This window comes from Sinanaerobacter chloroacetimidivorans (genome assembly GCF_018128545.1).
In the GTDB taxonomy this organism is placed as follows: Bacteria; Bacillota; Clostridia; order Peptostreptococcales; family Anaerovoracaceae; genus Sinanaerobacter; species Sinanaerobacter chloroacetimidivorans.
Window position 1 is genome coordinate 87,105 of sequence record NZ_JAGSND010000006.1, and the last position, 19,032, is coordinate 106,136.

Annotated in this window: 23 protein-coding genes; 6 read left to right on the top strand and 17 right to left on the bottom strand. The window is 41.9% G+C overall.

Features of this window, described 5'->3' with window-relative positions:
* Positions 1 to 73: 73 nt before the first annotated feature.
* From KCX82_RS10475 to KCX82_RS10500, 6 genes are all read right to left on the bottom strand, one after another.
* On the bottom strand, positions 74 to 553 hold the full coding sequence (locus KCX82_RS10475; protein WP_227018415.1) for a TIGR03943 family putative permease subunit: 480 nt from the start codon (positions 551 to 553) through the stop codon (positions 74 to 76).
* On the bottom strand, positions 550 to 1,383 hold the full coding sequence (locus KCX82_RS10480) for a metal ABC transporter permease (protein WP_264373250.1): 834 nt from the start codon (positions 1,381 to 1,383) through the stop codon (positions 550 to 552). The genes KCX82_RS10475 and KCX82_RS10480 overlap by 4 nt, the downstream gene beginning before the upstream one ends.
* Positions 1,376 to 2,110: a metal ABC transporter ATP-binding protein gene (locus KCX82_RS10485; protein WP_227018416.1), complete on the bottom strand. Its 735-nt coding sequence runs from the start codon at positions 2,108 to 2,110 to the stop codon at positions 1,376 to 1,378. Before KCX82_RS10485 ends, KCX82_RS10480 begins: the two co-directional genes overlap by 8 nt.
* Positions 2,111 to 3,112, bottom strand: a complete 1,002-nt coding sequence (locus KCX82_RS10490) for a metal ABC transporter substrate-binding protein (protein WP_227018417.1) — start codon at positions 3,110 to 3,112, stop codon at positions 2,111 to 2,113.
* Positions 3,113 to 3,123: 11 nt separating this feature from the next.
* Positions 3,124 to 3,540 carry a Fur family transcriptional regulator gene (locus tag KCX82_RS10495; RefSeq protein WP_227018418.1) on the bottom strand — a complete coding sequence of 139 codons (417 nt, stop codon included), beginning with the start codon at positions 3,538 to 3,540 and terminating at the stop codon, positions 3,124 to 3,126.
* Positions 3,541 to 4,033: 493 nt separating this feature from the next.
* A complete protein-coding gene (locus tag KCX82_RS10500) occupies positions 4,034 to 4,411 on the bottom strand; it encodes a metal-dependent transcriptional regulator (protein WP_227018419.1) in 378 nt (125 codons plus the stop codon).
* 192 nt (positions 4,412 to 4,603) lie between these two features.
* On the opposite strand from KCX82_RS10500, the gene KCX82_RS10505 reads away from it, so the two are divergent.
* The 4 genes from KCX82_RS10505 to KCX82_RS10520 all read left to right on the top strand — a co-directional run bounded on the left by KCX82_RS10505 (position 4,604) and on the right by KCX82_RS10520 (position 7,421).
* A complete protein-coding gene (locus KCX82_RS10505) occupies positions 4,604 to 4,813 on the top strand; it encodes a FeoA family protein (protein WP_227018420.1) in 210 nt (69 codons plus the stop codon).
* Between the two features lie 47 nt (positions 4,814 to 4,860).
* On the top strand, positions 4,861 to 5,082 hold the full coding sequence (locus KCX82_RS10510) for a FeoA family protein (RefSeq protein WP_227018421.1): 222 nt from the start codon (positions 4,861 to 4,863) through the stop codon (positions 5,080 to 5,082).
* A gap of 104 nt (positions 5,083 to 5,186) precedes the next feature.
* Entirely contained in the window at positions 5,187 to 7,208 is a 2,022-nt protein-coding gene (gene feoB, locus KCX82_RS10515) for a ferrous iron transport protein B (protein ID WP_227018422.1), read from the top strand.
* A 30-nt stretch (positions 7,209 to 7,238) separates the two neighbouring features.
* The gene (locus tag KCX82_RS10520) at positions 7,239 to 7,421 is read left to right on the top strand and encodes a FeoB-associated Cys-rich membrane protein (RefSeq protein ID WP_227018423.1); all 183 of its coding nucleotides are present in this window, start codon (positions 7,239 to 7,241) and stop codon (positions 7,419 to 7,421) included.
* 131 nt (positions 7,422 to 7,552) lie between these two features.
* Here KCX82_RS10520 and ybaK read toward each other — a convergent pair whose 3' ends face one another.
* From ybaK to KCX82_RS10550, 6 genes are all read right to left on the bottom strand, one after another.
* Entirely contained in the window at positions 7,553 to 8,044 is a 492-nt protein-coding gene (ybaK, locus tag KCX82_RS10525; RefSeq protein ID WP_227018424.1) for a Cys-tRNA(Pro) deacylase, read from the bottom strand.
* Positions 8,045 to 8,064: 20 nt separating this feature from the next.
* A complete protein-coding gene (locus KCX82_RS10530) occupies positions 8,065 to 9,492 on the bottom strand; it encodes a TolB-like translocation protein (protein ID WP_227018425.1) in 1,428 nt (475 codons plus the stop codon).
* 208 nt (positions 9,493 to 9,700) lie between these two features.
* The gene (locus tag KCX82_RS10535; protein ID WP_227018426.1) at positions 9,701 to 10,783 is read right to left on the bottom strand and encodes an efflux RND transporter periplasmic adaptor subunit; all 1,083 of its coding nucleotides are present in this window, start codon (positions 10,781 to 10,783) and stop codon (positions 9,701 to 9,703) included.
* A 47-nt stretch (positions 10,784 to 10,830) separates the two neighbouring features.
* Positions 10,831 to 13,194: an ABC transporter permease gene (locus tag KCX82_RS10540; RefSeq protein ID WP_227018427.1), complete on the bottom strand. Its 2,364-nt coding sequence runs from the start codon at positions 13,192 to 13,194 to the stop codon at positions 10,831 to 10,833.
* Positions 13,188 to 13,889 carry an ABC transporter ATP-binding protein gene (locus KCX82_RS10545; RefSeq protein ID WP_227018428.1) on the bottom strand — a complete coding sequence of 234 codons (702 nt, stop codon included), beginning with the start codon at positions 13,887 to 13,889 and terminating at the stop codon, positions 13,188 to 13,190. Before KCX82_RS10545 ends, KCX82_RS10540 begins: the two co-directional genes overlap by 7 nt.
* A gap of 67 nt (positions 13,890 to 13,956) precedes the next feature.
* On the bottom strand, positions 13,957 to 14,580 hold the full coding sequence (locus KCX82_RS10550) for a TetR/AcrR family transcriptional regulator (RefSeq protein ID WP_227018429.1): 624 nt from the start codon (positions 14,578 to 14,580) through the stop codon (positions 13,957 to 13,959).
* Between the two features lie 223 nt (positions 14,581 to 14,803).
* Between KCX82_RS10550 and KCX82_RS10555 the strand changes: the two genes are divergently transcribed.
* Positions 14,804 to 15,139, top strand: a complete 336-nt coding sequence (locus tag KCX82_RS10555; protein WP_227018430.1) for a hypothetical protein — start codon at positions 14,804 to 14,806, stop codon at positions 15,137 to 15,139.
* Positions 15,140 to 15,171: 32 nt separating this feature from the next.
* On the opposite strand, the gene KCX82_RS10560 is transcribed toward KCX82_RS10555, so the two are convergent.
* On the bottom strand, positions 15,172 to 15,540 hold the full coding sequence (locus KCX82_RS10560) for an ACT domain-containing protein (protein WP_227018431.1): 369 nt from the start codon (positions 15,538 to 15,540) through the stop codon (positions 15,172 to 15,174).
* Positions 15,541 to 15,764: 224 nt separating this feature from the next.
* Here KCX82_RS10560 and KCX82_RS22965 point away from each other — a divergent pair, with 224 nt between their 5' ends.
* A complete protein-coding gene (locus KCX82_RS22965; RefSeq protein WP_264373251.1) occupies positions 15,765 to 15,893 on the top strand; it encodes a hypothetical protein in 129 nt (42 codons plus the stop codon).
* Between the two features lie 165 nt (positions 15,894 to 16,058).
* Here the strand turns inward: KCX82_RS22965 and KCX82_RS10565 are convergent, their stop codons facing one another.
* From KCX82_RS10565 to hisC, 4 genes are all read right to left on the bottom strand, one after another.
* Complete coding sequence (locus KCX82_RS10565; protein ID WP_227018432.1) at positions 16,059 to 16,718, bottom strand: histidine kinase; 660 nt, start codon at positions 16,716 to 16,718, stop codon at positions 16,059 to 16,061.
* A 228-nt stretch (positions 16,719 to 16,946) separates the two neighbouring features.
* A complete protein-coding gene (locus tag KCX82_RS10570; protein WP_227018433.1) occupies positions 16,947 to 17,321 on the bottom strand; it encodes a hypothetical protein in 375 nt (124 codons plus the stop codon).
* Between the two features lies 1 nt (position 17,322).
* Positions 17,323 to 17,463, bottom strand: a complete 141-nt coding sequence (locus tag KCX82_RS10575) for a hypothetical protein (RefSeq protein ID WP_227018434.1) — start codon at positions 17,461 to 17,463, stop codon at positions 17,323 to 17,325.
* Between the two features lie 373 nt (positions 17,464 to 17,836).
* Positions 17,837 to 18,937: a histidinol-phosphate transaminase gene (gene hisC, locus KCX82_RS10580; RefSeq protein WP_227018435.1), complete on the bottom strand. Its 1,101-nt coding sequence runs from the start codon at positions 18,935 to 18,937 to the stop codon at positions 17,837 to 17,839.
* Positions 18,938 to 19,032: the final 95 nt, after the last annotated feature.

The window sequence follows — 19,032 nt, forward strand, 5'->3', positions numbered from 1 at the left end:
GAATGGGCGGTGATGCAGCTGAAATCCTAAAAAAGAATGAAGCTCCGGAACATAGGATCCGGAGCTGTTTTTATCAGTGGGTAACCGTCTCCAGGCCCCTTTCCTCCATAACTGTGAGACTGCTTAGATTAAGGCATAAGTACTCAATTCCGTCTTCCTCCAGCCACTCGAGAGTGCCCACTACTTCAATCCAGTCATTTTCCTCGGGGAGATCCCCGTCCCAGTAAAATTCGAACCCGGCAAGGCTATCGGTAGTGCAGCAGCCAGGTCCGTTTCGTACAACATTATTATAGTATTTTCCGTCATACTCTGAAATCAAATAAAATCCTTGGAGCTTAATATTCTTGTTCATGTAATCGTCGGTATTCACATAAATGTCGTTTATCTGTGTGACAAACATTTCTTCGGAGATCTCCATCGTCGGCAGGCCGTTTTCCGCTGTCACGACTTCTTTTTCTTTCTCCTTGCATCCTGTGAAAAAGAGCAAAACCAACAGGGCCAGAATCAAGAGACTAATTTGGCAGCCTTTACTTTTATCGCTTTTATAATTCATCCTCGTTCCCGGCCTCCTGTTTTAATTAACGCAATTGCACAACAAATGCCAAAAACGAATAAATTTACCGCCACAATGCTTGCCCCCGCCGGGGTATCAAAGGTATAAGATGCCAGGGTGCCAAAGAAGAAGCATACCACCGAAATAACGGAAGAGCTGATGATAACACCCTTAAAGCTCGTAAAAACACGCATGGAGGATAAAGCCGGAAAGATAATCAGGCTCGAGATAAGCAGCGCTCCCATGATTCTCATGCCAACCACGATGGTTATCGCCGTAAGAAACGCAATGAGCATATTATAAAGCCCCGACCTGGTTCCCGTAGCTTTTGCAAACCCTTCATCAAAGGTAACCGCAAATATTTTGTTGTAAAAAAAGATAAACAACACCAAAACCACAATAGACAAAACGATGCTGAGATAAACATCGCTCTTGCTCATTGCCAGAATGCTTCCAAAAAGGAAGTTGCATACATCCGTATTCAACCCTGTGGTTAAGGACGTGACGATTACGCCCAAAGCAATGGAGCTGCTGGAAATCAGAGCAATTGCAGCATCCCCTTTAATTTTGCTGTTTTCACTGATTCTAAGCAGTAAAAATGCAGCAAGCACCACCACCGGAACTGAAACCTGCAAAGGTGCAAGATTCATTGCCATGGCAACCGAAAGTGCTCCAAAACCCACATGTGACAGTCCGTCACCGATCATAGAGTATCGCTTTAATACCAGGCTGACGCCAAGCAAGGCAGAACAAAGAGCAACCAGCATCCCAACAATAAGTGCCCGAACAATAAAGCTATAGGAGAGCAGTTCCCGAATCAGATCAATCATGACGGCCACCTCCCACAGACGGGTTCTGTTTTTTTCTTAGGAAACGTACCCCGGGTGCAGAGTTTTTATAGTCGGCAGTAGTTCCGAAAAATTCCATTCCGCCATTGATATGTAGAATTTTATCCGCATGCTCAACCGCGGAATAGACATCGTGGGAAACCATAAGAACCGTAACACCCTTCTCTTTATTCAGTTTTTCTATCAATGCGTACAAGTCCGCGGTTGCAATGGGATCGAGCCCCGTCACAGGCTCGTCCAGAACAAGCAAAGTCTCAGCAGCGCAGAGTGCTCTTGCTAGCAATACCCTTTGCTGCTGTCCCCCCGACAATGCTTTATAAGACTTGTTTTTCAGCTCCTCAATTCCCAACTGTTCCATATTTTCAAGGGCTGTTTTCTTTTCCCTAACAGAATAAAATGGTTTCAGCCCTCTGCTGTTTAAGCAGCCTGACAGAACCACTTCAAACACAGATGCGGGAAAATCCCGCTGCACTATGGTCTGTTGAGGTAAATATCCTACTTTATTTTGTTTCACACCGTCGCCGAAGGCTATGACTCCCGATTTCAGAGGAAGCAAGCCCAGTATCCCTTTCATCAGTGTGGATTTTCCCGAACCGTTTTCCCCTACAATGCAGATATAATCTCCGGAGCGGACATCAAAGCTGATATCTTCAACCGCCAGCCTCCTGTCATACCCTATCGATACATTATTACAACTGATCTGCGCCATTTATTTCAACCCTTCCCTTAGATTATCTGCATTCTGCCTCATTAAGGATAAGTAGGTTGCCCCCTGCTTCATCTCTTCACGTGTGACATTATGGCAGGAATGAAAAAGCAGCATCTCAGCTCCGGTTTCTTCACTGATTGATTTCGCAACTTTAGGTTCCGCAATCTCTGCATAGTAAATCACCGGGATTTTCTCTTCCTTGATCTCCTCTATCAAATGTGCCACCGTTTTAGCGCTGGGCTCCGTCTCTGTGGAACAGGAATCGAAAGCGGCTTCATAATCCAGGCCATACTCATGTGCAAAATAATATAGGGCAAACCTGCTGCCAAATATCAGTTCGTTTCTTTTTCCCTGTTTCACAATATCACGGAATTCCTTGTCCAGCTGATCCAATTCTCCGAGGTACTTTTCCGCATTGTCACTGTAGTATTCCGCATTATCCGGATCTATGCGGCAAATTGCATTCAAAATATTATTTACCATTGCTTTTGCAATCACAGGGCTGGTCCAGATGTGCGGATCATAAACATGTTCATGCTCATGTTCTTCCCCTTCTTCCTCGTCATTCTCTGCTAAGTCCTCATGCTCGTGTTCATGCTCTGCTTCAATGTCTTCTGTCTTGACGAGATCAATTCCCTCTGATACATCAACAACCACACTCTTGCTTTTATCCATACCCTGAATAATTCTGTCCGACCACACTTCCATATACTTTCCGGTATAGAGAAACAAATCCGAATTGTTTATTGATATGATATCCGAAGGTGTCGGCTCAAAGGAATGGGCTTCCACTCCCGGCGGCATTAACAGAACAACATCGGCTTTATCTCCGACAATGGCCCTGGCAAAGTCATATTGAGGAAACAGCGTCGCCACAATATTGATTTTCGTGCTGTCTTTTCGGCTCACCTGCATTTCTTCCGGGTCCGAGCCGCACCCGATCAGCAAAAGACTTAAGATTACAGCTAGGGCCGCAACCCTCATGATTCCTTTTCTATTCATAAAATCCCCCTTTAGTTTTTCTCTGAGCATCCTTTGCATTTTCCATAAAGAACCGTTTTGGATTGATCAATATGAAAATTGTGATTTGATAAAACATGGGCATACATTTGATCAAGATATCTGCATTCCAGGTGGATCAGTTCACCGCAATCCACACATTTCAAATGAAAATGCTCATGACATTGATTCAGAGTATCTATGTATTGATAACAGGCACCGGCTCCTTCTTCAATAAAATACTTCCGTACCGTCCCCTGGGAAACCAGCTTGTCCAAATATCGATAAACCGTGGTTTTACCCACCGCATCTTTTTCCTTCCTCAAAGAAAAAATAATCTCATCTACCGTAACATGCTTATCTTTATTCTGGATTAAACAGTTTAATATCAAATCCTTTTGTTTTGTTTTATAAGTGGTTGCAGCACTCATTACCGGGTTCCTCCTTGCTTCATCCAATATGAAATTGATTTTCAATTTCATATTATATTCCTATTCTGCACCAAGTCAAGGAAAAATATTCAAAATAAAAAAAGACTTTTTAGGGCTTACTGAACAATTCAGAAAAGGCATATTAACGATTCCAGTCATTTCTGAATTCATTAAGTGCAAGGTTTTTCCATATATCGGGCAAAAAACCTTGCTCTTAATGCGAAGGTGATCGATTACATCCGGTCTGAACAAATTTTTTAATTTCCGGTTTGTTCAGCAGCGCCTATTTATGATTTTACCCTTTTTCCACCCGATCTACACAAAAACAACACAAAGCTGCTCTACAATAAAACCATAGCAGGAGATACTCATGCGAGCACTTTCCTTCTTTTAATAGATACACACTTTATAAAAGCCCCCAGGTTGAATTGCCTGGGGGCTTTTATTTCACATATCCGATACTGTGTGTAAATATAAAATTTTTCTTATCGACTTACTCTCCAGGGTGCTCTTCCACCCATGCTTTAATTTTTTTAAAGGATTCCTGGCTTATTACATGTTCTATCCTGCAGGCGTCCATAGCCGCCGTTTCCTCATCGATGGCCAGGGCGTTCACCAAATACTTTGCAATCAGCCGGTGGCGTTCATAAACTTCGGCTGCCTTCTGTTGGCCGGACTCTGTCAAATGGATGCTGCCGCCCTCTTCTACCGTTATGAGCCCTGCCTTTTTCAAAATGCCCATTGCCCTGCTGATGCTGGCTTTCGTATAATCAAGCTCATTTGCGATATCAATGGAACGTACCGAACCGTTCTTATTTTGCAGTATTAAGATCGTTTCCAGATAGTTTTCGCCGGATTCCTGAATTCTCATATCTTACCCCCAAAAAAATCTACAATTTTCTATATATTAACATAAAATAAATTCTTTTTCAAATTTCAAGAAAAAGAAAAATATTAGAATTTCTATTGACAAAAACGAGTTAGCAGTAGTAAACTGTAACTGAGGTTAGCAAAAGCTAACCAATTATCTGTTACCAAAATGAAAGTTAAGGAGGTTGTTATTATGCCATTGTCATTAATGAAAGCGGGCGAAAAAAATACGATCAAGAGAATTACCGGCCAGGATGAAACCAAACGATTTTTGGAAAGCCTGGGCTTTGTTGTAGGCAGTTCTGTAACCGTAGTTTCAGAAATTGGCGGTAATATGATTCTTAACATTAAAGATACACGTGTTGCCCTGGATAAAAACATGGCACGCAGAATTGTTGTTTAGTTTTATTATTTATTTCATTTTATATTGAAAAACAGGAGGATCACAAAATGAAAACATTGAAGAGTACTCCTCTCGGCGAAACAGTTACCGTGGTAAAACTTGACGGTGAGGGCGCAGTCAAAAGAAGAATTATGGACATGGGCATCACCAAAGGTGTAAAGGTTTTTGTTAAGAAAGTGGCTCCTCTGGGAGACCCCATTGAAGTTACCGTCAGAGGCTATGAATTATCTCTCAGAAAATCAGATGCGGAAAAGATTTTAGTTGAGTAAGCGATGAACGACGCAGAACCTATGGAAGTTCTGTATATTTTATGTCGGCATGTTAGTCTATTCTAACAATTCCGCTGCAAGCTTATAGAAGAAAGGAAAAGATCATGGGTATTACAATTGCACTTGCCGGAAATCCCAACAGTGGTAAGACAACAATGTTTAATGAGCTTACCGGCAGCTCTCAATATGTAGGTAACTGGCCCGGCGTTACCGTGGAAAAAAAAGAAGGAAAACTGAAAAAGCATAAGGATGTTACCATTATGGATTTACCGGGAATCTATTCCCTTTCCCCTTATACTTTGGAGGAAGTCATAACTAGAGATTATCTAATAAAGGAAAAACCGGATGTCATCATAAACATTGTTGACAGTTCTAATATTGAAAGAAATCTGTATCTGACCATGCAATTAAAGATGGTAGGAATACCGGTAATCATCGCACTGAACATGCACGATGTAGTTGAGAAAAGAGGAGATAAGATTGATCTCGCCAAGCTGTCTTCAGAGCTTGGCTGCGAAGTAATCCCTACCTCAGCGGTGAAGGGTACAGGCTTAAAGGAACTGATCGCTAAAGCCATACAGATCGGCAATTTCAAAACAAAATCTGAAGTAGATCCTCTGTTTCTGAAGGAGGCCTTCGGTGAATTGGATGACGACCAGGAAGAGGAAGCAGTAAGCAAACGCTATGATTATATTCAGGAGCTGGTTGCTAAAACGGTAAAGAAGAAACATGGTGTTCAGGAGGATACCGGTTCTGATAAAATCGATAAAATCGTTACCAACAGATGGCTGGCACTGCCAATCTTCTTCGTCAGCATGTGGATCATTTACTACATATCCATTGTAACCGTCGGCGATATGTCTATCGGATGGGTGGAAAGTCTCTTCGGTTGGATTCAGGGCGGTGCCGAGACCTTGCTGGTGAGCCTGGGAGCAGCTGATTGGACGATGGATCTGGTTCTCAATGGGATAATCGGCAGCCTGGGAGCGATCTTCACCTTCGTGCCTCAGCTTATGATTTTGTTCTTCTTCCTGTCCTTGCTGGAGGACAGCGGTTATATGGCTCGTGTAGCCTTTATCATGGACCGGATCTTCCGCAGATTCGGATTATCCGGCAAGTCCTTCATCCCTATGCTCATCGGAACCGGATGTTCGATTCCCGGGGTAATGGCCAGCCGTACCATCGAGATCGAAAGAGACAGAAGAATGACCATTATGCTGACACCTTTTATACCTTGCGGAGCAAAGCTACCGGTATTTGCCATGTTCATTGCCATGATGTTCAGGGAGCAGACCTGGGTTGGACCTTCCATCTATCTCATCGGAATTACAGGAGTGATTCTATCCGGCATCATATTGAAGAAATTCAAGCTCTTTGCGGGCGATCCTGCGCCGTTTGTAATGGAATTGCCTACTTATAAGATTCCGAAGTTAAAGGGCGTTACCATTCATATGTGGGAAAAAGCGAAATCCTTTATCAAAAAGGCCGGAACGATTTTATTTGCAGCCTGTGCGATTATATGGTTCCTGCAGAATTTCAGCTTCACAGGCTACGTAGGGCCGGAAGCTATCGAAAATAGTATTCTTGCACAGATTGGAAACGCAATAAGATGGGTATTTATTCCTTTAGGATTCGGAGATACCTGGGCAGCACCGGTTGCCGCCATTACAGGCCTTGTTGCAAAAGAAGTTGTGGTTGCCACTTTTGCATCGGTGGGTACAATTATTCCCATCATGTTCAGCCAGGTTACAGCCTTTGCCTTCATGATGTTCATCTTGTTCTCTGCACCTTGTGCCGCCGCTATCGGTGCAATGAAAGCCGAGTACGGCAGTTGGAAATGGACCTTATTTGCAGTAGGTTATCAGACCGGGGTAGCATATGTCGTTGCATTGCTGATTAATGTGATTGGAAACATCATCTTTAAAGGAACTTCTTATGTTACGAAAACCGCTCTTGATATCAGTCTTATGGAGAAGGCGGCAGAGAGCGATGTAGTAAACGGCAATATCGTCTTTATCATCTTCGGAGTGCTTCTTGTGATCGGACTGGTTATCACAATAGGAAACAAGATCAGAAGCTCAAAAGATTATATGGAAATTTCAGAAGTATCAACTGAAAAGAATTAAATAAAATAAAGTGAATAGGAGGGCAGCTTTATGGTAGATTTTATTATCGGTGGATTAGTCTTGATCGCAGTTATTTTTGCGGTCCGACAGGTTATTAAGAACCAGAAGAACGGAGGCTGCGCGGGCGGTTGTTCCGGTTGTTCACAAGGAAGCTCATGCCGTGTGTATGAGGATTTGGAAAAGGAAATTCAGGAAAAGAACAAGGGAAAATAAATTATACTTAGAAACTCCTTATACACATTCAGCTATAAAGCAGCCGGAAATGCATCGTCATTTCCGGCTGTTTACCTTGTTTTATCATTATTTTTGTTTTTAACTTATGCTTCTTTGTTTCCAGCTGTTTTTTAAGACTCTCCGATACTGACAGTAATGTCTGCAAGGCTGCCGTTTACCATTCTCAAGAGATCCGGCACAGATAACTCCATTTGCAGGCCTACTTTGCCGCCACTGACAACAATGGCATCCAAATCCTGAGCGCTTTTATCTATTACAGTTGGGAACAGCTTTTTCATTCCCACCGGTGAACAGCCTCCCTTGATATACCCTGTTATTTTCGTGATGTCCTTTGCCGGAATCATTTCTATCTTCTTCTCTCCAAAATGTTTTGCGGCAGCTTTCAAATTCAATTCTTTTTCTACGGGGATAACACAAACATAATTTTCTTTCCCCGATCCCTGGGTGACCAGGGTTTTGAATACCCTTTTCGGATCCATCCCTGTGGCTTTTGCAACAGAGACTCCGTCTAGAAACCCGTCCGGTGCATCGTATTCATAAACTCTATAAATTATTTTCTTTGCATCTAGCAATCTTACCGCATTGGTTTTCACACTGGACATTTTGTCCTCCTTGTCTTCTATTATTTTGTTGCATCGTATATTGCAAATATACCATGCCAGCTTCCTCTGCCATAGTAATCGTCATATTTATCACTCATCCAAACATCATTATACTCCTCTTCCTGCCATTCTCCAAGCAGCCGTTCATCTTTTCCGTCTGCAGAAACCATCCAGATGCTCATAGAACCGTCATAGTCTTCGGCATTTGCCCTTCCAAAGACCAGATATTTCTCATTATTTAACAGGATGGGACTTTCACAGCGATACTGAGGATCAGAGGTGATTTCCCTGATTTCACGGGATCCGTTAAGCGCCATGGCATAAAGCTGTCTTTTCAATGGATAAACGTTTTGATAATCCTCTGACATCCATTGCCCTTCATCGAGACCCTTCAGATCTGTCTTTTTCATGGCTGCAAAGTAAAGGGTTTTCCCATCGGCCGAAAACTGAGGCATAGCCGGTACAAGTCCTTTTCTGTAAATTTCCTGAAGGGTATGAAAGACGGCACTGCTGCCGCTCACATCTGTAATTTCATCTATCCGCTTGTCGGCAAACATATCCCTGCCGTAACCGGTCAGTGCTGCGATATTGTTCTTCCTGGAAAAGCTGATGTTCTCATCGTAAGCCAGCAGGCTGCTGTCGAAGGTGGTGGTCTTCTTCGTATCGACATGGTAGAACAGACAATTCACACCATCCGCGCTGAGAGACCCGGATTGAGGCTTATCCCAAACAGTCAGGATTGTTCCGTCCCGTGACCATGGGCCGGGTTCCGGGTTGTTGCCAAGACTTTCGGGCGTGGATCGGATAGGCTTCACCACCAGTACAGCTTCCTCGGATGGTAAATTCAGAACGTACATACCTCCGCTGTAATAGTAGCCTCCTTCTCTGCCGTCTTCTATTCGGTTATCCTGCACGTTAACATTATAGGCAAGATATTTTTTATCCGGAGATGCTTTTAAGTTCTCATACGTAATAGCAATATCAGGGTTTTGAGAAACCGCCTCCGGCCAGAGGGAGAGATCCCTTGTTTCATACTCCAGCAGTTCTTTCCCTTCGCTGCTCGTTACATGTAAATCAGCTTGCAGCAGTTTCCCATCCTTTGTGGATATCAAGAATGAATTTTCAGGTCCCGCACAATAGGAAAGAACCTCCTCCCCAAGCATTATATTTTGCCCTGAGGCTATATCATAAACAAAAATGGTGACTCGGTCTATGTATGTATCGGAGTTATTTTCTCTCACCGTTTTCCGGAAAATAATTCTGTCGCCCTTCTCCGAGAAAACCGGATAAGACAGCCCTCTGTCATCAAGCACCTTATTTGGCGTCTCCCCGGTTAAATTGGTCAAATAAAGCCCATCTGAAGCAGCATATACCAGCCGGCTTTCAGCCATAGCCTCCTCCGGATTTTTTGATACAGGATCAAACGTACATCCTGTAATCAAAATCATAAAAGCGACAGCTAACAAGCAGCAAAATATTTGGTATTGTGCCTTACCGGCAAATTTACATAAAGACACGGTATACTCCTTTCTTTCTCTTGTCTAATACCAGAACCCTGCTAGTAACAAACAATGCCATTCTAGAACGATAGAATGGCATTGTCAATAAGCAGCAAATCTTATTTTATCTATTTATTTTATTTTTCGAAAAGGATATTTATACTTTAACTTTCGTTCCTTCCTGGATTTCATCTTCCGGAGAAAGAATAATCACGTCGCCCTCTTCCAACCCGGAAAGCACCTCTATGAAGTCCTCCCCTTCCAGACCCAGTTCCACTTCACGGAGAACCGCTTTTCCGTCGCTGACAACATAGACATAATCCTTGTTTTCCAGTTCAAATACGGCTTTATCGGAAACGCGAACCGCGTTCTCCCGCTGATCTACTGAAATCTCAATGTCTAAGTTGCTTCCAAGCCGAAGCGCTGTGGATTGACTCAAAGCAATTTCTATGGTAACACGCTTCTGGTTAATCCCCAGATCAGACATCTTCTCCTGAGCCTTTACATGAATCTTTCTTACCTTGCAGTTTTCATCGGTAAAGCCTGCATCTTCATTATATACCTTTACAGGATCTCCAACCTGAACCAGGTCTGCATCCTCAGCGATTAAATCTACTTTCACATAGATATTGGATAAATCCGAAATTTCGAACAAGGAAGCTCCTGCCGTCACGGTTTCTCCTGCCTTTATGAATACTTCGGTTACGGTTCCGTTTATTGGCGCCGTAACCCCTGCCGCCCCGCTGGATTCCTCATAGCTCTTGATCGTATAACTGAGCGAGGAAATTTGCGCTGACAGCTGCTTGGCTGCGGTGTTTGAAGCATTATAATCTTCGTAGCTTAAAGCGCCTTGCTCATAAAGGGTTTTATTCTTATCGGCAAGATTCTTCGCCTGATTGTATTGGGCTTGAAGCCCGGCCAAATCAGACTGCAGACTTTTGATATCCATCTGGGCACTTGTAACTTCGCTTTCCATCAGTTTGCTGCCCGCAGTAACGCGATCCCCTTCTTCCACCAGTACTTTACGAATTTCACCGGAATTTTTCGCAGCGATCACTACTGTATTTTCTGCTTCCACAGTGCCGGACTCCTTGATCAGCTTTATTACCTGACCTTTATCCACAACAGCGGATTCTACCTCTGCCCCATTCATCGAGGCTCCTATGATAGAAATAAGTACCACGGCTGCTGCCGCTGCTCCAAGGATGATCCACTTTCTCTTCTTTTTTAAACCTTTCATTGTTGATACCCTTCCATTCTTCAATAGTTTAACGATAAATGATCAGTCTATGATTCTCTGTTTTTCAACGCTTGCAAGAAATCCAGCCGGTTGATTTTCCGATAGGTGGCAAGCTGTGCCAGCAGGATAAACCCGATGGTAAAAATACAGGCAAAAATTCCGGCCGATAGGGTCGGCGACATATCGATGCTATACAAGTTGGTGGTAAATGCCGCCGAACTGTATTTCAGCATGAGATTGCCTATGGGGATGCCCAACAGAATGCCTACGATCATAATCATATTATTCTCTTTCAATATCATTCTAAAAATTTCACTTTTGCTGAATCCCAGTACCCGCAGGGAGGAGAATTCCATTTCCCGTTCCCCGAGACTCACAATGGTTGCGTTATAAACGATGCAGAAACCTAAAATACCTGAAAAAACTACCATGAATCCAACATAAACCACCATCAAAGTCATGTACTCGTCATACACCGCTCTCATTTCTGCCGTGGACAGTACCGTTGCAATATTTGAAGCCGGGATCAGTTTCTCGTTTACATTTTTATCAGAGGAATTTACATAAACTCCCGTTACAATATTTTTATCAAGCAGCTGTTCTCCCATGTTGTTGATTTCCATATACGCATTCATACCCAAAGCCTGCTTGATAACACCTTTCACCTGCAGATACACGTCATCCTGATTGGGAAGGTAGCTTTTCACCTGCACCATATCTCCTTTCTCAACACGCAGGATGTTTGCAAGGTTCTGAGAAAGAAGGATCCCCCTCTCCGGAATGGTAACCGGCTTTTCGTCCGTGTCTATAAAGGAATAGAACTGCGTATTCTTTGAAAGGCCGATAATGCTTACCGATTGTTTTTTATTTCCGTTTGCCAGTTCAAAGGGATATTCGATTTTTCCTTCCATGTAGTCAATATCGATAATATGATTCAGATCCCGTATGACACTTTTATAAACAGGGGTCTGAAAGCTGATATTGTAGTCCATTTTCTGAAATTCTAAAAAGTGCTTATTCATCATCTGATCGATCACCGCGGGCATGCTGGTTGTAAACAGCATCATACCGTAAGTAAGTATGACCCCGGTGAGTACAAATAACGTACGTTTTTTATTTCTGAAGATATTTCTGCCCACCATCTTGTTGCTGAAGGATAAGCGTTTCCATATAAAAGGCAGTTTTTCCAGAAGAATTCTTTTACCGGATTTTGGTGCATCGGCTCTCATGGCGTCTGCCGGTGTGATCTTCAAAACGCCTCTTGCTCCTATCATCCCTGATACGGCGCATATGACAGAAGACAACACCATAGCCATCAGGACATAGGAATAATAAAACTCTATTCTCAGTAAAGGGATGTTAAAATACTGCAAGTAGTTTTGTGTCATGGCGCCTGCCAGGCCCATTCCCAGTATGGAACCAAAGAATCCGCCTAAAATGCCGGCACACAAGGCATATTTCACATAGTGCATCAGAACCTGTCTGCTGCTATATCCGATGGCTTTCAGGACGCCTATTTTGATTCTGTCCTTTTTTACCATACGGCTCAGCATCATGATCAGGATTAGGCCTGCAACCATTAGGAAGAGAATGGGCAGGGAGCCTGCCATGGATCCCAACTGCTTTAATTCCTCCTGGATCATATTGTTGCTGAGTTGTTCTTCCTGCTTTACCGTCTGTTTGATTCCGTAAATGTCCAGCTCATCTTCCACGTCTTCAATGATCTGATCTTCGTCAGCACCGCTTTCATAGGAAATCAGGATTTCGTTATAGCTGCCCGTTAATTCCATGGCTTGCTGACCAAATTTTTCAGAGACATAACAAACACCGAAATTAGCCTGATCCGGCAGCATGGTCTGGGCATTTTCCATCAGATAGATATACTCCGGATTGTCAACAATCCCGACTACTTCCAGATCATACTGGAGACCGTGAATCTGAACTTTTATAATATCGCCAATTTTGATTCCTCTGGCCTCAGCAAATTTATGCACCAGCAAGGCCTCTTTCCCGTTTTCATTGATGGGCCTGCCTTTCAGTAAAGTGGATTTGCACAATTCGTCTTCTTCCCCTTTTACCGTTACGATGCGCAGATTTACCCGCTCATTCAGATTTTCACTAATAAAGGGGACATCCTCGGAAACTCTTCCCGTTACCTTTTTCACACCGGGAATTCTCTCCAGCCTATCAGCTGCCTGATTTGGAATTGCAGCAGTTTCAATAAATAAATCTGCGAAGTTATTTTCCTCATAATATGTAGAAACCGTGTTCTGCATATTAATTGCTGTCATACTCATCGCAGTGTAAATACAGATGCCTACGATGATGATAATTAATACGGCCAGGAATTGGCTTTTTGAGTTCTTCACCATGCGAAGAAGCATGGTATCAATTTTATTCAGCTTTACCATTTAATTTCCTCTACCGCCATGGGATTTTCATTGATATAATTCTTCGTAATTTGGCCGCTTCTCATTTTAATAACCCGGTCAGCCATATAAGCAATATCGGAGTTATGTGTAATTACCAGTATGGTCTTGCCCATTTCCTTGTTTACTTTTCTCAGAAGGCTTAAAATAGCAATTCCCGTATTAAAATCCAAAGCCCCTGTAGGCTCATCGCAGAGCAGGATCGCCGGGTTTTTCGCGACGGCTCTGGCTATGGAAACCCTTTGCTGCTCTCCGCCGCTCATTTGTGCAGGGAAGTGGTCTTTTCTGTCCGCAAGACCTACGGCTTCCAAAATCTCATCGATAGGCAGCGGGTCTTCAGAAATCTCCGTAGCCAACTCTACGTTTTCTTCTGCCGTAAGATTTGCCATGATATTATAAAACTGAAATACAAAGCCTACTTTATTGCGCCGGTATTCCGTTAATTTTCTTTCATCATATTCGGTAATTTCTTCCTCCATCATATAGAACCTTCCGGATGATGGCTGATCCATGCCGCCGATAATATTGAGCAGCGTACTCTTTCCTGATCCGCTGGGGCCCAGGATAACCACAAATTCTCCCTCTTCAATTTCAAAGGAAGCATTCAGTAACGCCTTTACCTCTATTTCTCCCATCTGGTAACTCTTCGACAGGTTTTCTGCTCTTAAAACAAACATGGTGGAACCCCTTTCCAAAACAAGTTAGCCCATTCTAACTTCCATTATACGCCAATTTCTCCGTGAGTCAACTCCTGAGGCCATATTGAATGAAATCTACAAAGTGGTCGAACTGGTCAAGCATAGAATCAAAATCCCATGCAGTCCCATCGTCATCATAATACGAAAAGATTTCATCATAATGAACAAATAAATGAGTGATGATCCTCAATATAAAGTCTTTGGAGATATTATTTTTAAAATCTCCCCTCTCTATGGCTTCCTCAATCATTTCTTCGAATACTTTCTCCGTATTGCTGCCAAGAAGCTTTTTGGCAACATCATATATTTTATTCCCCTTTTCTCTTGTAAACATCATTCCCATGCGATAATATTTCGGATGTGTCTTTGCGAACTCAACACCGACTCTGCCTTGAAGCTTCAGGATATCAAAGAAATTTCTTTTTTCTTCATTATTGCTGAATTTTCCAATATTCCGGGTCAGGAATTCTAGTTTTGCTTCCACGGCAAGTTCAAGCAGGGTTAAGTAAAGTGCCTGCTTATCTTTGAAATGATAGTAAAAGGTACCTTTGCTAATGCCAGCATTTTTTATAATGTTATTCAGAGAAGCATCTTCATAACTTTTTACCATGAATTCTTCCATAGCTGCTTCCAGCAGCTGGCTCCGCCTGTCAAAAGACTTCTCTTTCATTTCTGTTTACCCCCTTTTGGACCTGCCGGTCTAGACCACATGGTTTATAAATAATATAGCACTTCGCGCTTATACTGTCAAATGCAATCCTAAAAATGAACTCAAGGGTATAATCTCTAAAAATAATCAAGGGGAAAATACAATCTGGAAGTAACGTTTATTTTCTTTCAATCATGGTATAACTAGTACTAGAAAAATCTTTTACAAATAGGAGGGTATTGAAATGTTTGATCGGTTTCAGGATTTTCACAGCAAAATCAATGCTGATGAAGCGCTAAAAGGAGAACTTCAAGATTTAAAAAACAAAGTATTTTTAGGATCCTTAACGGAAAAAGAGCAGTTAGCTTATCTGGAAACTGCTTTGATTCCATTTGCCAAAAGAATGGGCATTGACTTTACAATTGAAGAAATAGAGCACTTTATAGAAAAACAAAAAGGAATTGATGATTTTCAGGAAGACGATAAGTTCATCATTCCCATGACCAGCCTGGCGGACGTGATCCGTCATCTCTTAGATGAAGGCCGTAAGGAAGACGAAAAAGAAAAAAAAGAAGAATAATCAGTCCTGGAAAAATCAGATTATATACTTCATTAGGATATGATTTCATACCCGCTTTCAGTCAGGGCCTCGACAGCTTCTGCAAGCTGGACTTTTTTCAGAAAAAGATAGTCGGTATTATACGTTGAAACCGCAAATATACTTATTTTGTGATCCGCAAGAACCGTGGCGATCTTTGATAGTATGCCGATTAAGGAGAAGTCCAGCTCGCCTTCTATTCTCAGCCCGCTCCATCCGTGCTCTGCAGCCAGAGATTCTGCCGGTACCCCCTGGGTTTTGCAGACCAGTGAAAGCTCCTCATCGGTTTTACTTAGAAATACAAATTCATCTCGAAAATTCACATCTTCGATTTTCTTAATCTTACATACGGAGAAATCTCCCCCAAGCACTTTTATCTTCATTTGAAACTCCTTTTTCATAATCTAATCTATTCATGAATAAATCTTCAAGAAATTTATTTAATCACAGGAAGTTTTACGAATTATGCCGATCAAATTCTAATTTTTTCCTCCAGTAATTATACTCTAAAATACCGATTTTTGAAATAAAAACATGGATTTTACATAAGATAAAACTTAGCATATTGCAATGCATAACTGCAAATCTAGACGGAAAGGAGAACATTATGAGCGATAAGGTTCTGAAAGTTGCAGAAATAACGCCTGAGCATATTGACAGCATCAACCGCTGCCAATCGGGGATTACCACACAGAATGGGAAAGAAGTAATATTGATTGCATATGAGAAGAGATAAATGAAGAATTCATTATTCCTTCTCCTCTCAAAATGAATAAGGGTACGGATACTTGACCTTTACGTTACAAGTATTGTACCCTCTATTTGTGATAGGATTTTGAACAATTGTTGTCCTCTTTCAGAAAATAACGAATCATTGTTTAAAATCTGTTAGTTTTCAGTTTTAATTCCAATTGCACACTTGATTAATTCTCTCTGTCGTTCTTTTGATCGACAATTCTCTAAGCATGTCCAAATTTTTCTTTTTGTAAATACCCTTTACTAATTTATCGGATTCATCCTTATTGTGAATCTTACCCTCCCGGTACCTTTTAATTAGTACTTCCGGCTCTACGTCTACCAGTTCTACCCTTTCCGCACAATCAAAAATAAAATCTGAGATGATCTCCTCAACCGGAGCCTGGAGAATATCTGTTACGGTATTTGTCAAACTTTCAATATGCTGCGCGTTCATTGTTGTGTAAACATTGATTCCGGCAGCCAGGAGCTCTTCAATGTCCTGATACCTTTTCTCATGTTTGGAGCCGACAGCATTTGCATGAGCAAGTCCATCTACTAAAATAATTTGCGGCTTCCGGAGCACTGCCCCCTCAAGATTAAATTCGTAAAACTGCCCCTTGCTGTTGGTTATAATCTTTGAAGGCAATACCTCCAATCCCTCAACCAGTTCCATGGTCTCAAAGCTGGTATGTGGTTCTATGTACCCTACTACAATGTCAACTCCCATTCTCATCTTCTGATGGGCATCCTTCAGCATCGTGTATGTTTTGCCAACCCCAGCCGTATACCCAAAATAGATTTTAAGTTTACCTCTAATTGTCATATCAATCCCCCCTATTCAATTATGCGCAGTTATATCCTTCGCATACTGCTGAGTACCCCCTTCTGTCAATTTATATAATAGTTCTTCTAATATATACAGCATAAACCAAAATATCGAATTTTTGCGCCTTATTTTTACATCAAATTTCGACATCTTCTCATAAAAACCCCCACCGGCCTGATGCATCAAGCTCAGCGGGGTACTCTTCCACCTCTTTATTGTGTACTTCTATCGGAATGCCAGGCTCAAAAATACACCCACAAGGGACCAGGAGAGATAGGAAAACTGCAGCAAATAATTTCCGATTCCCCATGGCAATGATGCGACGGAAAACAGCGGATAAAAAAACCACTGAGCCCCGATCACCGCAAAGATTACGATTGGTATAAAATACACCCATTTGTTTTTCGGCTTGGTAAATCTGGGGTTCACCATACTTCCCACCGTGATGCCGATGAGCAGGTAAACTATGTACATAACGATATAGGATAAGGACCCCAGCCCTCCGGCGGCTTGTCCCAATTGTGCGTTCAGCCAGGCTCCCAAAACCATCAATACTAAAATCAACAGGGTTCTGACCAATAATCTCATCGTATTAGACATATTACTTCTCCTTTTTACTTAGGCCGGACAGGAACTTTTTCAGGATACCCGAACTCCCCTTGCTATCATGATAAAAATTATGCGACTTGCCTCTCTGCTTCCCCATTCTTTTTCCAATTTCCTTAATGGTCTCCGTCTTCATAACAGACCTCCTTCATCATGATGTATCCTTTATACCCGAAATAGAAGTTTCTATCAAGTAAAATTATTTTAATTATATCACAATTTCAGACAATGATTTGCAAAATATTACAAATGCTCTTTGCCCGTAATCATCGAAGCTTCGCTATTCGCCAATTCTATTCCGCACTCCGTTTGCGTTCCGCGATCAATGACGCAAAAGCTAATGACATCAGTTTTCTTCTGCTGAGGAACCTCTTGATTCCTTTCCGCATTGAATTTAGAAAAAGGTTTCTGCGTCCGGAATGTCCGGGTACAGAAACCTGCGTATATCATGGATGTTCAATATGACAAGTGGTTTGACTGGCACCTGATTATCGAATACTATACTGATACTAATTATTTAGTACTTCTTCCAACTTCTCAATAAATAGCTTCATCTGCCTATCGGTACCGGTATTCACTCGAATCCAGTTATCCCAGCCCCAAAGGAAGCCCGGTCTGATGATGATGCCTCGTTTCTGAAGCTCCTCAAAAACTGCCTTGGAGTGCGTATTGATATTGGCCCAGACGAAATTGGAGTAGGATTTGAAGTAGTCGAATCCTTTACTGGCAAAATAACCTTCCAGCGCATCAATGGCCTTACGGTTTTCTTCCACTGCATATTTTTTATAGGCTTCATCCTTCAGCGCAGCTCTTGCTCCAACCTGTGCAAGCCTGTTTACCCCAAGGGTCTGCCTTACCTTATTCATCTCTGCAGCCAGCGCTTCAGAGGTTACTACATATCCCAATCTGACGCCTGCAATACCGTAAATCTTTGAAAAGCTTCTTAGAATAATCGTATTCGGTCTGGAAGCGATCAATTTAATATTTTCGCTTGGATATTCATCAAATTCTTCCGCAAATTCATAATAGGCTTCATCCAGTATTAAAACCACATCATCGGGAATATTGGCAAGGAGATAATCCATTTCTTCCTTGGAAGCAATATTTCCGGTAGGATTGTTCGGTGAGCATACATAGATCAGTTTTGTATTTTCTGTAATATTGCTTACAAAGCTTTTGAAATCAAATTTTTTATGTACAAATGGAATTTTAATGGTTTTTGCTCCCATTAAATCTCCTGAAATCTTATAAATATCAAAGGATGGATCAGCAGCGAGAATCTCATCTCCTTCATTTAGGAAGGTCATAGCGATTACCCAGATCAGACCTTCACCGCCGTTTCCGACAACGACGTTCTCAGGCTTTACGTTTAAATAGGAGGCTAAATCCTTTACCAAATCCACTGCTGTTGCTTCGGGATAAAAATTTATTTTGTCAATTTCCTCCCGAATGGCTTCTATTGCCAAAGGAGAAGGTCCGAATTGATTTTCATTGGAAGCCAGTTTCTGTATTTCATCCAGTCCATATTCCCTTTTAACCTCTTCAATAGGCTTTCCTGGAACATAGGACTTAAATGTTGCAAGTTGTTTTCTGAAAATGTTTTTACTCATTAATTCACATCCTTTATTTAAAATCTTTCTACTGCCTCTTTCATTTCGCCGAACAAGTTTTATCCGTAAAATCTTTAGCGTTCATTATATCTTAA